The organism is Bradyrhizobium australiense (assembly GCF_013114825.1).
GTDB lineage: Bacteria > Pseudomonadota > Alphaproteobacteria > Rhizobiales > Xanthobacteraceae > Bradyrhizobium > Bradyrhizobium australiense.
In genome coordinates this window covers 293197-309567 of the sequence record NZ_JAAVLX010000005.1, presented here as the reverse complement: position 1 = coordinate 309567, position 16371 = coordinate 293197, and the positions used below count along the sequence as shown (strand labels likewise).

General features: G+C 59.1%; 14 protein-coding genes and 1 riboswitch. Of the genes, 4 read left to right on the top strand and 10 right to left on the bottom strand.

Annotation, left to right across the window (positions count from 1 at the left end; translation table 11 throughout):
- Position 1: 1 nt before the first annotated feature.
- The 5 genes from HCN58_RS17645 to HCN58_RS17625 form a co-directional block, all read right to left on the bottom strand.
- Positions 2-166, bottom strand: a complete 165-nt coding sequence (locus tag HCN58_RS17645; protein ID WP_171580665.1) for a cbb3-type cytochrome c oxidase subunit 3 — start codon at positions 164-166, stop codon at positions 2-4.
- Positions 167-177: 11 nt separating this feature from the next.
- Positions 178-912 carry a cytochrome-c oxidase, cbb3-type subunit II gene (gene ccoO / locus HCN58_RS17640; protein WP_171580664.1) on the bottom strand — a complete coding sequence of 245 codons (735 nt, stop codon included), beginning with the start codon at positions 910-912 and terminating at the stop codon, positions 178-180.
- Positions 913-923: 11 nt separating this feature from the next.
- Positions 924-2546 (bottom strand): cytochrome-c oxidase, cbb3-type subunit I, encoded by a 1623-nt coding sequence (ccoN, locus tag HCN58_RS17635; protein WP_376701192.1) that lies wholly within the window; start codon positions 2544-2546, stop codon positions 924-926.
- Positions 2547-2949: 403 nt separating this feature from the next.
- Positions 2950-3669, bottom strand: a complete 720-nt coding sequence (locus tag HCN58_RS17630) for a cyclic nucleotide-binding domain-containing protein (protein WP_376701183.1) — start codon at positions 3667-3669, stop codon at positions 2950-2952.
- A 1180-nt stretch (positions 3670-4849) separates the two neighbouring features.
- A complete protein-coding gene (locus tag HCN58_RS17625; protein WP_171580662.1) occupies positions 4850-5290 on the bottom strand; it encodes a CBS domain-containing protein in 441 nt (146 codons plus the stop codon).
- 186 nt (positions 5291-5476) lie between these two features.
- Here HCN58_RS17625 and fixL point away from each other — a divergent pair, with 186 nt between their 5' ends.
- The 4 genes from fixL (at position 5477) to HCN58_RS17605 (ending at position 8905) form a co-directional block, all read left to right on the top strand.
- The gene (gene fixL, locus HCN58_RS17620) at positions 5477-7012 is read left to right on the top strand and encodes a sensor protein FixL (RefSeq protein WP_171580661.1); all 1536 of its coding nucleotides are present in this window, start codon (positions 5477-5479) and stop codon (positions 7010-7012) included.
- Positions 7002-7619 carry a response regulator FixJ gene (gene fixJ / locus HCN58_RS17615; protein ID WP_171580660.1) on the top strand — a complete coding sequence of 206 codons (618 nt, stop codon included), beginning with the start codon at positions 7002-7004 and terminating at the stop codon, positions 7617-7619. The genes fixL and fixJ overlap by 11 nt, the downstream gene beginning before the upstream one ends.
- Before the next feature lie 84 nt (positions 7620-7703).
- Positions 7704-8099, top strand: a complete 396-nt coding sequence (locus HCN58_RS17610; protein WP_171580659.1) for a response regulator — start codon at positions 7704-7706, stop codon at positions 8097-8099.
- A 116-nt stretch (positions 8100-8215) separates the two neighbouring features.
- On the top strand, positions 8216-8905 hold the full coding sequence (locus HCN58_RS17605; RefSeq protein WP_171580841.1) for a helix-turn-helix domain-containing protein: 690 nt from the start codon (positions 8216-8218) through the stop codon (positions 8903-8905).
- Positions 8906-9422: 517 nt separating this feature from the next.
- On the opposite strand, the gene HCN58_RS17600 is transcribed toward HCN58_RS17605, so the two are convergent.
- The 5 genes from HCN58_RS17600 to HCN58_RS17580 all read right to left on the bottom strand — a co-directional run bounded on the left by HCN58_RS17600 (position 9423) and on the right by HCN58_RS17580 (position 15421).
- On the bottom strand, positions 9423-9626 hold the full coding sequence (locus tag HCN58_RS17600) for a cold-shock protein (protein ID WP_028348719.1): 204 nt from the start codon (positions 9624-9626) through the stop codon (positions 9423-9425).
- 239 nt (positions 9627-9865) lie between these two features.
- Positions 9866-10102: a hypothetical protein gene (locus HCN58_RS17595; protein WP_171580658.1), complete on the bottom strand. Its 237-nt coding sequence runs from the start codon at positions 10100-10102 to the stop codon at positions 9866-9868.
- A gap of 101 nt (positions 10103-10203) precedes the next feature.
- A complete protein-coding gene (gene metE / locus HCN58_RS17590; RefSeq protein WP_171580657.1) occupies positions 10204-12531 on the bottom strand; it encodes a 5-methyltetrahydropteroyltriglutamate--homocysteine S-methyltransferase in 2328 nt (775 codons plus the stop codon).
- A gap of 102 nt (positions 12532-12633) precedes the next feature.
- Positions 12634-12830: riboswitch (cobalamin riboswitch) on the bottom strand.
- A 181-nt stretch (positions 12831-13011) separates the two neighbouring features.
- A complete protein-coding gene (locus HCN58_RS17585; protein WP_171580656.1) occupies positions 13012-13197 on the bottom strand; it encodes a hypothetical protein in 186 nt (61 codons plus the stop codon).
- Between the two features lie 2023 nt (positions 13198-15220).
- Positions 15221-15421, bottom strand: a complete 201-nt coding sequence (locus tag HCN58_RS17580) for a hypothetical protein (RefSeq protein ID WP_171580655.1) — start codon at positions 15419-15421, stop codon at positions 15221-15223.
- Between the last annotated feature and the right edge of the window lie 950 nt (positions 15422-16371).

The window sequence follows — 16371 nt, the reverse complement described above, 5'->3', positions numbered from 1 at the left end:
CTCAGTCCTCCCGCAACGGCATCCGAGATGCCTGGTCGAAAGCCGCCTGGTTGCACGGCCAAAGCGCGTAGATCACGATCGCAATGAACAGGCCGACGAAGATCGGCGTCCATACGCTGGTGACGAGGTCCGACGCGATGTTGTGCACGGTCAAGATTGCTTTCATCGTCCTGCCTCTCAGCGAAGATTGGCCTTTTCGTTGTAGAGCTTGAAGTCGATCAGCGTGCCGAGCATTTGCAGATATGCGACCAGCGCATCCATCTCGGTCGGCGCACCGGCCTTGCTGTCGAAATTGCGGATCACAGCTTTTGGATAGCGCTTCGCGAACGCATCGGTGCCGACATTGTCCGGATCGGCCTGCGCCTTCAGGTCGGCGACCGCGTTCCTGATTTGCTCGTCCGAATACGGCACGCCAACGACGCGGCTGGCCTTGAGGTTATCGGCGACAACAGCGGTGTCGACCTCGGTCTGGGCGAGGAACGGATAGCCCGGCATCACCGACTGCGGCACAATGGCGCGCGGATTGGTTAGGTGAGTGACGTGCCACTCATCGGAATACTTTGCGCCGACCCGCGCGAGATCCGGCCCAGTGCGCTTCGAACCCCACTGGAATGGATGGTCGTACATGCTCTCGGCAGCCAGCGAGAAGTGGCCATAGCGCTCAACCTCATCGCGGAGCGGCCGGACCATCTGCGAGTGGCAGAGATAGCAGCCCTCGCGGACATAGATATTGCGGCCAGCTAGTTCGAGCGGTGTGTAGGGCCTGACGCCATCGACCACCTCGATCGTGCTTTTCAGGTAGAACAGCGGCGTGATCTCGACCAGGCCGCCGATCGCAATCACAACCAGAATGCCCGCGATCAGGATGACCGAGTTCTTCTCGAAGATTTGATGGCGGGTCCAGAAGGACATCCGATCGCTCCTTATTCCGCCGCCTGCAACGCCAGCTCTGTGCCGATATCCGCCTCGCTTGCCCGCACCGTCATCCATAGATTATAGGCCATGATCAGCGCGCCAATCAGGAACAGCGCGCCGCCGGCGGCACGGATAACGTAGAACGGGTGCATCGCTTCAACCGTCTCGAGGAAAGAATATTCGAGAAAGCCGAGCGAGGTGTAGGCGCGCCACATCAGGCCCTGCAGAATTCCGGAGACCCACATCGCGGAGATGTAGAGCACGATGCCGATGCTGGCGGTCCAGAAGTGCCAGTTGACCAACTTCAAGCTGTAGAGACCCTTGCGATCCCATAGCCAGGGAATCAGGCAGTACAGCGCGCCAAAGGAAACGAAGCCGACCCAGCCCAGCGCGCCGGAATGCACATGGCCGATGGTCCAGTCGGTATAGTGGCTGAGCGAGTTCACGACCTTAATCGACATCATTGGCCCTTCGAAGGTCGACATGCCGTAGAAGGCGACCGACACCACCAGCATGCGCAGCACGGGATCCGTACGGAGCTTGTCCCAGGCGCCGGACAGCGTCATCAGGCCGTTGATCATGCCGCCCCAGGACGGCATCCACAGCATGATCGAGAAGGTCATGCCGAGCGTCTGCGCCCAATCCGGCAGCGCCGTGTAGTGCAGATGGTGCGGGCCGGCCCAGATGTAGAGAAAGATCAGGGCCCAGAAGTGAATGATCGACAGTCGATAGGAATAGACCGGCCGCTCGGCGCGTTTCGGGATGAAGTAGTACATGATGGCGAGGAAGCCGGCCGTCAGGAAGAAGCCGACTGCGTTATGCCCGTACCACCACTGGAACATCGCATCCTGCACGCCGCCCCAGGCGATGTAGGACTTCGAGCCGAACACCGAGACCGGCAGCGCCGGGTTATTGCCGAGATGTAGCACGGCGATGGTGACGATGAAGGCGAGATAAAACCAGTTGGCGACGAAGATGTGCGGTTCCTTGCGCTTCACCAGCGTCATCACGAACACGACGAGATAGACGACCCAGACGATCGTCAGCCACAGATCGGCGTACCATTCGGGCTCGGCATATTCCTTGGATTGCGTTACGCCAAGTAGATAGCCGGTGCCCGCGATCAAAATGAAGAAATTGTAGCCGAGCACGACGAACCATGGCGCGAGATCGCCCACGAGCCGCGTCCGGCAGGTCCGCTGCACCACATAGAACGAGGTCGCGATCAGCACGTTGCCGCCGAAGGCGAAGATCACCGCCGAGGTGTGCAGCGGCCGGAGCCGGCCGAAGCTGGTCCACGGTAGATCGAGGTTCAGCGCCGGCCAGGCCAGCTGGGATGCGATCAAGAGCCCGACGGCGAACCCGGCGATGCCCCAGAACATCGCCATGAAGGAAGCAAACTTGATCGGACCGACATTATAGTTCGGCTTCCCGTTGATCTCCTCCGGCGGCAGCGACGCGGGGCGGTCGAGATACCGATTCATGATGGCGAAGGAGGCGACGCCGCTTGCCACTGCAGTGAGCGAAGCATGAAACGCGAACGGCGCGTCCAGCGCCTTGGCGGCTGCGAACGCGCAGACGAAGGCTGCCATCGAGAAGAATAGCATCAGCCCGGCTTCGCCGTGGGTCATCCATTTCGTGCATTGAGATTGCTGCATGTGTGATTCTCTTTGCATGGATGCCTGCCCCGTCAGCCCGGGTCTCGCTGTGTTGTCCTTGATTGAGATCAACCCGATCAGCTACCCCTGCGACCGGCGAGCGTTTTGCACCAGCTCCAGCAGCTGCCTGACGGAATCAGAATGGACGACGCTTGCGCGCTCCCGGTGTTGCCTGATGCGACCTTGGTGATTGGACACTGGCCCAAGCAAGAGCAGCGGCGAAAATCATGAAGACCGAGATGACGGCTGCTGAAACCAAGAGCGCATCGGCGGGCATGACGACCTCCATTGAAGCTGATGCGAATATATCGCCGTTTCAACAGAGACGTCTTTGACCTTGATCAAACCAGGACAAAAGAACCCTACGCGACGCGCTTCAACTTACGCCCGCAGACAACGCTTCGGCGCGCGGGGTATCCAACAGGACGACGCCACTCGCAAAGATTTGGATCACACCATCGCGTTCGAGCTTCGAGAAGGTACGGCTCACCGTCTCGATGGTGAGTCCCAGATGATCCGCGATGTCCAGCCTTTTCATCGGCAGCGGCAGAATTTCTCCGCCACGTCCAATTCCACTCAGTCGGTCGCGCCAGCCGATCAGGAAGCTCGCTATCTTCTCTTCGGCGGAGCGCCGTCCGAGCAAGACCATATGTTCCTGTGCCCGGGCCAGCTCGTGGCCCGCCAATTCGACCATGCGGCGCAGCAACTGCGGCCGTTTCTCGGCGAATGTCGCAAATGACTCCTTGGGGAACTGACACAGCGTGACACGGCCGACCGCGTCAGCGGAGAATTCGTGGTGCGGCAAGCCGGGGAGCCCGAGGAAATCGCCTGGCAATGCAAAACCGACGATCTGCCGCCGACTGTCCGGCAACAGCTTGTAGAGGCGCAGGGTACCCGCATGCACGCTGAAGAACGACGTTGCTATGTTTGCCTGTGCGAACACGGTGGCGCCTGATTCGAAACGAACATGCCGCGACAGCTGCGCCAATTCGCGCAATTCGGTCTCGTCGAGCGCTGCGCAGATGGCAAAGCCCCTCGCCGTGCAATCGTGACACGATCGACAATGCATTCCTTCCCCCAAAACCGAAATTTTCACACGTCCCTCCGATTGCAGTCTGCAGGCGCCTCATGGGCGCGTTTCCCTGCGGGTCGATGCAGTGTAGCGTCCGTAGGGATGAGATGTTGTTGATGCAGATCAATCGCCGGAGCCCTGAAGCTGCGTCGTTCCGCGCCCCGCGGAGGTCGTTAAGGGCGCGAGCTCGAGCTTGCCTGAGATCCACGGCACCTCCCTTGTCGCGCTCCAGATCGAGGCGCCCCGCTATCGCGGGTCTCGGGCCTGCTGCACCATCCCTTGAACGGACGGTCAGCCTGCTCGTGCCGCTGGTCAGCATCATTATCAAGGCCTGACCAAGCCCGCAGCTAGCCAGCTCCCACTAAAGATCCCACTTAAGCTGCCTGTTGAACAGAGCAAGATCGCCACGAAGAAACCCTCCCTGAAGCCGATCCTTGATCCTCCCTCCCATCGCAGTTTTCGCAACATCCGGCTGGAGCCTGGGCAACAGCCGGGTCACCCCGAAGGCGGTGAGGGCACGGGCCATGTGATCGTTGGCAAACGCGCTCGGCCAACTCGTTCGCCGTCAAGGAGCCGGCTGGTGTTGCACTATGATTCCTCACTCCGCCGGCCCCCACGAAGTCCGATTCATTCGAGGATGAGCGTTCGCTCCCGGCGAATATGCCTCGATCGACGGTCTGATCGGGTCGCCGCCCTGCCGGGTCCGCGAGGAGCAAGGAAATCGGAGGTGCCCTTCCACCTCACCAATCCGAATTGTGGAACTTGTGTTGGTTTGGAATGTCCGGATCAATCCAATCTCGGATTTCGTGTTGGAGTCACCAGCCAGTGCGCGACTATCCTTTCGAGGCCATGCTACCGGTGGCTCCAGTCACCCTGGTGTTGTACTGGATGATCGACAGCGCAGCACCTCTTGGGAGAAACGACCGATCAAGCATGCCTGGCGAGCACCCGATTCGTGCTCACCGGAGTGCGCTAACGTTTGGCTGCGTTGCTCGGAATCGACTGAACTCCTGGCCCCCGGAGAGGGAACGCCGCTATAGACCCGTAAACGAACCAATGCTCCACCACACGTCGCAGTTCAAGACGACAATCCGAATGGCCCACATTCGCCGCCGGGATAGTTCGGAGGATGGCGCGCCCGATCCGAACGCTGCTCAACTCATTGACCTCAAGCGACTGCCGGTCATACGCGGCACTGCTGCGATCAGACTCGGTCAGCGTCCGCCGCGGCACAATCCTGCAGCGCCCGCATCACGTCCTTCCGCGAAATAATGCCGGCAAGCCGCTGCTCGTTGTCGAGCACTGGCATGCTGCGGAGTCGGTGGTTGACCATCAGCTCCAGCACGCGGGTCAGCCTAGTTTCGGGAGCGACATAAATGAATTCCGCTGTCATCAGATCAACAGCGGCCCGCTGCATCAGGTCGCGGTAGCGCGGGATGATGCGCGCCGGCGTGAAAACGAAGCAGGACAGGTAGTCAAACTTCGAGATGACGCCGACCACTTGCGATTCGTCCATGACCGGATAGGCGTTGAAATCTTGCTTCTCGAAGAGATCGCCGAGTTCACACATCGTCATATCGCACGCAACCGTCCTAGGCTCGCGCGTCATGTATTTGGCAACCGTCTGCTCGAGAAACTTGTACAAGGCGAAATCCTCGCTGTCGACGGCGCCACTTCAAGCACGCGGGGCGGCCGCGCACATTGAGCGAGGTCAAACGGATGAAATCAGCGCGATCGTACACATTTTCTCGCCCTTGAGTGAGGCCGGGCATTCGGCCCATAATCGGGAAAATCTCAACCGAATCCACGCTCCGGAATTGGAAAAGAACAATTGAGCGGCATAGGGCCCTTCCCGTGTGACGACGGCAGCCACGATCAGCGCTTTCGGCTGGGTGCCGACGGCGCTGGCATAGGCGGCTGGGATATCGATCTGTCGACCAGGGAGTTGTTCTGGTCGAATACCGCGCGAAAACTCTTCGGCGTTTCCAATGCCGCTGCGGTCAGCTACGATCTGTTCCTTTCGCTGCTCGAGCCTGAGGACCGCGAGCGAACCGAGCAGGCGATCTCCCGTTCCCTCGAGACCGGTGCCTCGTTTGACCTCTCCTACCGATTAAGACCCGAGGACGGCGGCACCCATTGGGTCCGCGCCCGCGGCAGCGTCATCAGGGACAAGGATGGCATTCCGTCCCACCTTTCCGGCGTCGTGCTCGACCTCGACGAGGAGAAGCGGCTCGAGGAGGACCTGCGCACGCGCGAACGGCACCTGCAATTGATACTGGAGACCATCCCGGACGCGATGATCGTCATCAACAGCCGCGGCATCATGCAGTTCTTCTCGAGCGCGGCGGAACGCCAGTTCGGCTACCTCCAGAACGAGGTAATCGGGCAGAATGTCAGCATCCTGATGCCCGAGCCCGACCGTTCACGCCATGACGGCTATATGGCGCGATACGTCGCCACCGGCGAACGGCACATCATCGGCATCGGCCGCATCGTCACTGGTCAGCGAAAGGACGGTACCACCTTCCCGATGCACCTGTCGATCGGCGAGATGCAATCCGGCGGCATGCCCTATTTTACCGGCTTCGTCCGTGACCTCACCGAGCATCAGCAGACCCAGGCGCGGCTGCAGGAATTGCAGTCGGAGCTCGTCCACATGTCACGGCTGAGCGCGATGGGAGAGATGGGTTCTGCATTGGCACATGAGCTTAACCAGCCGCTTGCTGCCATCAGCAACTACGTGAAGGGCTCGCGCCGGCTGCTTGCCACGAGCCCCGATCCGAACCGCGCAAGAATCGAGAACGCGATGGATCGCGCGGCGGAACAGGCGATCCGCGCCGGGCAGATCATCCGGCGGCTGCGCGATTTCGTCGCCCGCGGCGAATCCGAAAGGCGCATCGAGAGCCTTTCGAAGATGATTGAAGAAGCCGGCGCGCTTGGCCTGGCCGGTGCGCGCGAACAGGACGTGCGGATCCGCTTCAACTTGGACCCGCAGCATGACCATGTCCTGGTCGACCGCGTTCAGATCCAGCAGGTGCTGGTCAACCTGTTTCGTAACGCGCTGGAAGCCATGGCCCAGTCCGCACGGCGCGAGCTCATCGTCTCTAACCGGCCGATCGACGAGGATATGACAGAAGTCTCGGTGTTCGACACCGGTCACGGATTCCCCGAAAATGTGGAGAAGCACCTGTTCCAGACCTTCTTTACGACCAAAGAAACCGGCATGGGGGTCGGGCTGTCGATCAGCCGCTCCATCATCGAGGCCCATGGCGGCAGGATGTGGGCCGAATCCAATCACGCATTCGGCGCGACGTTTCGCTTCACCCTGCCGGCTGCACCCAACGAGAGTTTGACAGATGGCAACTAGAGGAAATGTCTACGTCATCGACGATGATGAGGCGATGCGTGACTCGCTGCACTTCTTGCTCGATTCCGCGGATTTTGAGGTCAGTCTGTTCGAGACGGCGCAGAAATTCCTCGATCACCTTTCCAGCATCGAATTCGGCTGTGTGGTCTCGGATGTCCGTATGCCCGGCATCGATGGCGTCGAGTTGCTAAAGCGCCTGAAGGTGAGCCGCGCCTCCTTGGCCGTCATCATCATGACCGGCCATGGCGATGTCCCCCTCGCCGTCGAGGCGATGAAACTCGGTGCGGTCGATTTCCTGGAGAAGCCGTTCGAGGATGACCGCCTGGTTGCGATGATCGACGCCGCGCTCCGGCAGGCTGAAGCCGGCGCCCGCGACGAGGCAATGACGCAGGACATCGCCGCGCGGGTCGCCTCGCTGAGCCCGCGCGAGCGGCAGGTGATGGAGGGATTGGTGGCTGGCCTGTCCAATAAGATGATCGCACGCGACTACAATATCAGCCCGCGCACCATCGAGGTCTACCGAGCCAACGTGATGACCAAGATGCAGGCTTCGAATCTTTCGGAACTCGTCCGCCTCGCCATGAGAGCCGAGGCGCTTAAAGATTGAGCTGGATCAAGTCGGCCCCGCAGGACGATCTTATGGATGCTCTGATCGACCGCATCGCTGATCAGAAAGCCGCATAAACCTGTGGTGCCCTCACTTAACAGAACGCCCCTTGTCTACGTCGTCGATGATGACACCGACGTGCTCGGATCGCTGCGCTTTCTCCTGGAAGCCGACGGTTTTTGTGTACGCACTTTCCGCAGCGGCGAGGCGCTCCTGAACGCCATGACTATGAGCGGCGCCGACTGCTTCGTGATCGACTACAAGATGCCGGGCATGAGCGGCATCGACCTTGCCAGTCTCTTGCGCCGGCGCGATATCGATACGCCGATCATCCTGATCACCGGTCACCCCGACGCGTCCATTCCGGCTAAAGCAGCAGTTGCCGGTATTCGCCATGTGTTGGTCAAGCCGCATGTCGAGGACAGCCTTTCCTCCCATATCTGGGACGCGATCAACACGGAGCTGCCCTCGGCGTCCTGAAAACCGGCACAGCTCCGGGATTCTACTTAAGGCATTGCCCTTAAGGCATGGAACGAAATTTCCCAGCCGTTTCGTTCCACTTACCAATTCGCCATCCGCTGCACAGGAGATGGCTCATGCTCACCCGATCGATCGCCCCGTCCCTCAACGTCAACCGAGCCGCTCCCGGCGCCTTTGGGCCTGTCGAACCGCTTTTCGGCCTCACAGGCCATGCTGGCCTGATCGCCACGGAGTTCACCTACAGCAAGGACGAGGAAATCTACGGTGAGGACGAGGCGGCGGAGTATGTTTACCAGGTCGTTCGCGGCGCGGTGCGCACCTACAAGCTGCTGTCCGACGGACGTCGTCAGATCGGCGCGTTCCATTTGCCTGGCGACGTGTTCGGGCTGGAGTCCGGCACCAAGCACCGCCTGGCCGCCGAAGCCATCATCGACAGCACCGTGCGCCTGGTGAAGCGCCGCAGCCTCGAACAGGCGGCCGGCACCGACGTCCGGGTCGCCCACAAGCTCTGGACCATAACGGCTGATGACCTCAAGCGCGCCGAGGAGCACATCCTGCTGCTTGGTCGCAAAAGCGCGATCGAACGAGTCGCCAACTTCCTCCTGGAGATGGATCGCCGCCTTACGGTGGCCGGCACGATGGCGCTCCCGATGTGCCGCCGCGACATCGGCGATTATCTCGGGCTTACGCTGGAAACGGTGTCACGTGCCCTGTCGCAATTTAGCGACGAAGGCGTGCTGGGCTTTTCCGGTGCCCGCCAGATCGTGCTGCGCAACCGCCAGCGCCTGCGCAACATCGATATCTGATCGGCCTCATATCGCGAAGCCAAGTCGAGTCAGGTTGGCCGATGTGAATAAGCAGTCGCTCCAACCTGAAGCGTTCCGGCGTGTTGACAAAGATCAAGTGATGCCGGTCGTGAGGCCAAAACAATGCGCAGGCTATAGATGTCGCCGAACCAAAAGTTTTCGCGAGATGCATGGCGTTCCCGATTGGATGTTGCATGCGACCGGCTTGAGGTAGCGGGAGCGCAGCCGATGGGACATCGCAATTGAACGCGATCGCCGTCTCCGCCCGCTTGGTCCACGAGCAGGAGCTGGATGTTGCACCGCCTGCCGAGACCTCGCCACTTTCCTTGCGAGGTAACCGCTAATGCCTTTCCGAAAAAATAATGACTTGCTCGGTCCTGATGAAAAGGCGTGATTGCGGGGCGACCGGGATTGCGGGTTCATGGAGTGGGAGAAGCTAGAGGCGCTTTGGAACGCGCGCGATGATAAGAAAGCCTTCGTATGGCGGCCGGGAATGAATCAGCCCAAGTCTCTATGATCAACCGATCACGACCTTTTCGGCTCGACTACGTCCGCTCCTGCGGTCTACACCAATTTCATAGCTGACGCGGTCTCCTTGCTTGGGCGTTACACCGGGCAACAAGCTGCTCACGTGGAAGAATAGGTCTTCACCGCCGGTATCAGGCGCTATAAAGCCGAAACCCTTATCGTCCTTAAACATCTTCACCTTGCCTTGGGGCATGTTCTTCTCTCCGAATCACCTAATTAACGGCGTATCAGATCATTAAACTCGACAGACCTGCTCGCCTCAAGTGATTTGCGGAATTAGGATTAGCTTTAGTGCGCCAGCTCCGCCGCGTTGAGCCGTGATAGGCGCAGCGATGTTCTAGCGCGAACAGATCACCCTGTATCAGGCGAACGACGACGGTTCGCTCGCGAGACGAGGGAGCAAAAACCGTTCTCCGGCCTGATCTCACGCTACTAGGCGAGAGCATGCCAATGGTCCGGATGCGCATCGCCCGTTCGCAAACCGACCGACACTTCGCCGGTTCCGGTTCCCGAAATCTGCAACAATCGACTCAATAACCCCATTGAGACGGACGAGAGATTTCGTCCCGGCGCCTCGTCCACCTCGATCGTTTGGACGTTGCTTCCGACGAACTCCAGGATCGTTTTCTCGCCGTCACGCCACATCGCCCTGACAAGCGAGAAATTCACGCAACAGGGCTCCTCCTTTCCAAAGCGGGTGCATTTGATTCAGAAACGCATCGGGACTCCCTGTGAAAAAAAGAGATCGGAGATCGGCGACCGCCTCGGGATCAGGACGCCATCCGCAATTCACGGGCAGCCGCGACCATATTGATGAGCGCGGGACGCATCTCCTCCCATCGGCGCGTTTTCAAGCCGCAATCGGGATTGATCCAGAGCTGCGCATCGGAAAGTCGCTGCCGCGCCAGCGCAATGAGGTTTTTCATCTCGGCTGCGTCCGGCACGCGCGGCGAATGGATGTCGTAAACGCCGGGCCCGATCTCGTTTGGATATCTGTAGCTCTTGAAGGCATCAAGCAGTTGCATTTTTGATCGCGACGTCTCGATCGAGATGACGTCGGCATCCATTGCCGCGATCGCATCGATGATGTCGTTGAACTCGGAATAACACATATGGGTGTGGATCTGGGTCTCGTCGGCCACGCCAGACGAGCAGATGCGGAAGCTGTCTACTGCCCAGCCGAGGTAGGTCTTCCATTGTGACTTGCGCAGCGGCAATCCTTCTCGGAGCGCAGCCTCGTCAATCTGGATCATCATCGCGCCGGACTTCTCCAGATCGATCACCTCGTCACGTATCGCGAGCGCGATCTGATGGCATGCTTCGCTCCGTGGAATATCATCACGGACGAACGACCAGTTCAGGATCGTCACCGGTCCTGTCAGCATCGCCTTCAGTGGCTTCTTGGTGAGCGATTGCGCGAAGCGCCACCACTCCATCGCCATGGGTTTCGGCCGGGAGACATCGCCAAACAGGATGGGCGGCCGAACATAACGCGAGCCGTAGGACTGAACCCAACCATGTTTGGTGAATGCGAAGCCGGACAGCCGCTCACCGAAATACTGCACCATGTCATTGCGCTCGAACTCGCCATGCACGAGAACGTCGAGACCAATGTCTTCCTGCCAGCGCACCGCGCGCGCCGTCTCCTCCTTGAGAAACTGCTCGTATTGTGCGTCGCTCATCGTTCCCCGCGCATGGGCTGCGCGGGCGTTGCGAACCTCCACCGTCTGTGGGAACGATCCGATCGTCGTCGTGGGAAATGTCGGCAATCCGAACCGCGCGCGCTGAACTTCGGCGCGCCGGGCGAAAGGACTGTGGCGACGCCGCATGCTGTCATCGATTGCAGCCATTCGCTTGGCGACGTTCGCATTGTGAACGTTGGGTGACGTTTCGCGCGCGACAGCAGCGCCTTCCGAGGCCTCAAGTACATCCGCCGCTTCCTTCCATCCTTTAGCCAGGACGCGCCCCAGCGTTGCGAGTTCTCCGATCTTCTGGACGGAGAAAGCAAGCCAGCTTTTCACATCGGGATCAAGAGCCGTCTCGAGTTCGAGGTCGATCGGGACATGAAGCAGCGAGCATGAGGGTGCAATCTGCACGCGGTCCTTGCCGAGCTTTGCGATGGCAAGTTCGAGCCGATCGAGCACCGCTGGAAGGTTCGAACGCCAGACATTGCGGCCATCGACGATGCCGAGGGAGATGACAAGATCGCTTCGAGCGTCGGCGACAATCGCGCTCAACTGCTCCGGGGCGCGGACCAGGTCGATGTGAAGGCCCGCGACCGGCAACGTCAAAGCGGTTTCCAGGTTGTCGCCGATCGTTCCAAAATAGGTAGCGAGCATGATCTTGAGGTCGGGAACCTTCTCGGCCAGATGAGTGTAGGTCCGGCGCAGCCCGTCGCGTGTGGCATCATCGAGGTCCAGGACCAAACATGGCTCGTCCAGTTGCACCCACTCGGCACCCCTTAACGTGAGTTCGCGGAGAACATCTACATAGACCGGCAGCAGCCTATTGAGGAGCAATAGCGGATCGAATGCAGAATCGGCGCTCTTGCCGAGCTTGAGAAAGGTGACTGGACCAACCAGCACCGGGCGCGTCTGATAACCCTGGCTTTTCGCTTCTTCATACTCCTCGATCGGCTTGCGAGAGGAAAGCGTGAAGGTTTGGTCCTTGTGAAATTCCGGCACCATGTAGTGATAATTGGTGTCGAACCATTTGGTCATCTGCTGCGCTGCCGCGCCGTGCTCGGCGTGACCGCAATTCGCCTCATGGTCATCGCGCTGTGCGCCCCGTGCCATCGCAAAGTAGGTCTTGAGCGAAACAGGGCCTGCACTCCAACCGTAAATTTCCGGAATGGCACCGACCATCACGCTGGTATCGAGCACATGGTCATAAAGCGAGAAGTCGTTTGAAGGAATAACGGTTACGCCGAGCGATTTCTGCCGCGACCAGTTAGCGGCGCGAAGCGCAGCCGCAGTCTCAAGAAGCTGCGTTTCGTCAGACTTTCCGGCCCAATAGCTCTCGAGCGCTAGTTTCAGTTCGCGGCGCGGACCGATGCGCGGCGTGCCGAGTGTAGCGACAGGAATCGAGAGAAGAGACATAGCTTCAACCCCATGTTGGGAGCAAAGGCCATGGCGGACGCGTGCAGAAAAAGCCGCCGAAGCGGCAACTGCTTGGCGCACCACCGGGACACCCCGCCCGTGGACGAATATATTGTCGGGCCAGGTCTCCTGGCTCGCGGGTCGTCGCCCGCTGTCCGGCCTTCCCGAAGCCGCGTGGCTTCAGTGACTTCTGTTGGACAGTGGCTCGCCGCTTACAGTTGCGGGGGCAGCGCCGGCATCGCACCGGCTTCCCTTTTGGCTCCGGATTGATCCGGAGAACCTCGACACCTCCGATTACCTGCAAGAGGACCGTTCCGTCAACCTCTCGATAATCACCTGTGCGGTTTCTCGGGAGCGATTGTCTGGAGAACGCAAGCGTCTAGCGCCTCGTCATCGTGCGGTCCGATCGTCGCATAAAGTTGGGCGCGCGCCTGGATTCGATCGACAATCTTGTGGGTGCGGCGGTCGCGCGATCGCAGCTTACAGATCTTCCTGCCCCTTGTTCGCCACCCGCAGCGCAGACACCGGCCAGATCACCGTTGAATAGTTACCTCGAATTCTGCCATCGCAAAGAAACGGCGTCTTGCCGAAGGCGGTCATGTTGGCGAGCAGCGGCACGCCCGGCATCCGCTCGGCAGGCACGCACATTTCCGCGGTGTTGAGCACGCCGGGAAACTCGGTAGGCGCCCGCCCCAACTCTGCACGCGCTTATGTGCTGTATCGCGAGTCACACCCATATCTTGCCGAAACTACTGTCGCATCGCCGTACGCTAGCGGTGACATAGCCAGTGCCCGAGGGTTGCCCACCTGCGCGCACCTCTATCCCCTGCATCCGTTCCGCGGCCAACTAGGCCAAAAAACGCCCATCCAGGCATGACTGCCGAATCAGCTTCCAGGCACTTGCTTGAAAGTTACGGGCAACCCCGATCTCGTGGCCTTCGAGCGGCATGTCATCCATCCTGTCGTCTGCGGACTTGAACCGTCCACCGTCGCACTCCGAAACGACCATTTTGCCCGCGCCATATCCGCGTGACGCTTCGCCATTTGCAGGCCATGGAGCAGACATCGGCAGTGCTTGCGGCTTGCCTGTCAGCCTCGGACCAGCTCGGTCCGGCCGATGCCGACGAGCCATCGATGCGCTACATTGACTTCCCATAGGCCTGTAGCTGCTCACGATTCTGAACTCGCAGTGCACCTCACGTACAGGCTTGTAATAGATCACCGAAACTCGTGATGAGTGTCGCCGAAACGACATCCCGCCTGAACAAAGAAGGGAACCGGTGACCTCCCTAGGTATCCGGGCTTATCGCAGTAGACCGACCGATACGTTGAGCTGCACGCTGCGTCCAGTTGATCATCTTTGCACAAAAGATGCGAGACATGCACAAAAATTACCGCCAAACCGCGCAAGAACTCAAGTATTCGATCACTTCGCGGGACTAGAGATGAATAAAAAAGCATCTCGTAACACTGATGCTCTCACAAGCTTGGAGTTCTCGGTGAGTGATCGATCTGCTCATCTCGATGCTCCTTCAGCGGCCCCTTGGGGCGTTTCCTCCCTGACTTGGCCGCGCGTACCGTTCGCGCGGCCTTTTTTCTGTATCCGGCAAGAGATCGATTTGCAGGATTTAATGGGCTTTGAACGCAAAAACGCATGGTGCGAGTAGGTTCTCGCGCAGATACAGGGTCATTAGCCTCGGCGAACAGTTGTTGATAAATGCCGGCGCACGGTCACCCATCCTAATTTCGAGAAGAGGACGCCTCCGCAAGACCGGCGATTGACGTCCTCGTAATATAATAAGCCGCTTCCGCGTCTTTCAGGCGAGCGACTCAGCAAGAAAAGGTGCGGTCGGGTCTCTTCAGGCGGACTCCAGAGCGTTGCTCATGTATGTCGACCACGAAATCGGCCACGTGCAATCAATGGTGAGCCGCCAGATCGGTCGGAACAGTTCCACGACCAATTAGTTTCGCCGCGCTTTGTCATCTGAGGCCATCGGTCTCATACGTCTGTCATACCGTTCCGCTAGGTCCAGCAGCCTTTTTCTAGTGAATGGGTCTGCCTTGTCCGCTAGATCGCGAATGATCTGGGCCCGGTCCTTTAAAAACTGCTCATCCACGAGAACACCTATTCAGTGCAAGTCTACGTATATCTTAGCACACTCAGTCGTTGGGCCGGCTTTCATTTCCTGCACCTCGGATCTACGCATGACATTAACGCTCCGGGGGTGAGACCGAGATGGTCCTCCGGCGTTCCGCCAGAAGCAAGGAATGGGTCTGCCTGTCTGGGCGGCAGCCGCATCTAAGTGATAATTCTCTAGGCCATGCTGACAGGCGCTGTGTTGCCGAATCCCAGACCGATGTTGCCAACGCTATCTCCGACCAGGATACTTCGACGATGGTATTGTCGTACGCGGTGGCCCAGGCGACACGACGTCCCTCCACTGTCCACCGCTGCAGCATTGCAATCGCGACATGTTCAAGGAGGCTGCTCTTAACTGTGACTCATTTTAGATCTTGATCGATCGCTTGCCCCATATCCCTGCAGTCAGTGCTTCCTATGGAAGTCGAGAGAAAACTGTGAATGGTGGGAAGAACGATCTCGTCTCCAAAATTGGTGACCTACGCACAAACATTAACAGTCGCGCATCCATCCCGGTCGCTAGTTCCCTGCGCCGCGTCCGAAGACTGCTCACGAAGGCTCCTGTTCCGAGACTGACGGATCCAGCAAACCAAGCGGAATCCAGGCCAGAAACGGCCAGAAGAAATAGAAGGATGCGACCGCTGGATACGGCGCGGTCAACCAAATTTCGTCGCGCGACAGGTCAGCCGCAGCACGCTTGTTCATCCTGTAAGCCGTAAAGTCGATGATTGTTGCTGACATCTCTGTCACTCGATACTTCCATGCTACTCTTTAACGCGTCACACCGAATTCTAATGACAACTTTTTCAACTCCGCTAATGCGCTTCTGCCTCGAGCCCGTCTCCCGCGGCGTCTCGGTGCCACCTATTAAGCCGCTCGCAACCAGCGAAGCCATTTGTGGTCGGCCTCCCGCCGTGCCTTGAAGCGGTCGACGCATTTCATGGAACAAAGGGCCGTTCGCCAGCAGTAGTAGCGGATCAGCCCGAACTTTCCGCCGCATATCGCACAGCACCTCACTGGACCGTGGTAGGAAATATGGGAGGTTTTGCGCATTTCGCCTCCTGTCGGAGTTAGGTGGATAGCCCCTGCACTTTCTTCGCCTCAGCACCACGCCCGCACGTGAAATGCCGCGTCGGCAATGCCAGGTCTCCCGGTAGCGTACGGGCACTGGGCGCAAGAGTCTGACGCTGATGTGGGCCTCCTTCGTGAAGCGACGGTTCAATCGGAGTGCTTCGCTGAGATTTCCAATTTGTAACGAATATATTCGTCTTGATTAATGCAATGAGCCGGGCGTCGGCGGTGAGATCCTGCGATCGAACGACTTCCTTCGACGGATTTCAACTACCCGAGCTGAGGGGGCGTGTGGCAGCGCTCGCCCGCTCTCGTGATCTGCCACCTCATGCTTTTGCGCTGTCAAAGGGCGGCAATCCGATATTTACGTCCTGCTGCTCGAAATGCATGGTCACTGTGGGCTGGGTAAGATGTAGATTTTGCGGCTGCCTTGGCGAGCCGAGGTGTTCGCGTTCCTTCTAAGAACGTGCGGAGACGTTTGATCATCGCGTACCATCAAATAAAACTTCTCAGCCGTGCTTTCCTCATGCGGCGCGTCTTTGGATCGCACTGCCGTACACCCTGTGGGAGCGCTACCAGCAACACTAGCAGAATTCACGCCATCTACAGGTGCGTTTGGTATCTGGTGT

Excerpts from the sequence above, each read along its gene's own strand:
- HCN58_RS17645 (WP_171580665.1), bottom strand. The coding sequence starts at position 166 with ATGAAAGCAATCTTGACCGTGCACAACATCGCGTCGGACCTCGTCACC.
- ccoO (WP_171580664.1), bottom strand. The coding sequence starts at position 912 with ATGTCCTTCTGGACCCGCCATCAAATCTTCGAGAAGAACTCGGTCATC.
- ccoN (WP_376701192.1), bottom strand. The coding sequence starts at position 2,546 with ATGACCCACGGCGAAGCCGGGCTGATGCTATTCTTCTCGATGGCAGCC.
- fixJ (WP_171580660.1), top strand. The coding sequence starts at position 7,002 with ATGGCAACTAGAGGAAATGTCTACGTCATCGACGATGATGAGGCGATG.
- HCN58_RS17605 (WP_171580841.1), top strand. The coding sequence starts at position 8,216 with ATGCTCACCCGATCGATCGCCCCGTCCCTCAACGTCAACCGAGCCGCT.
- HCN58_RS17600 (WP_028348719.1), bottom strand. The coding sequence starts at position 9,626 with ATGCCCCAAGGCAAGGTGAAGATGTTTAAGGACGATAAGGGTTTCGGC.
- metE (WP_171580657.1), bottom strand. The coding sequence starts at position 12,531 with ATGTCTCTTCTCTCGATTCCTGTCGCTACACTCGGCACGCCGCGCATC.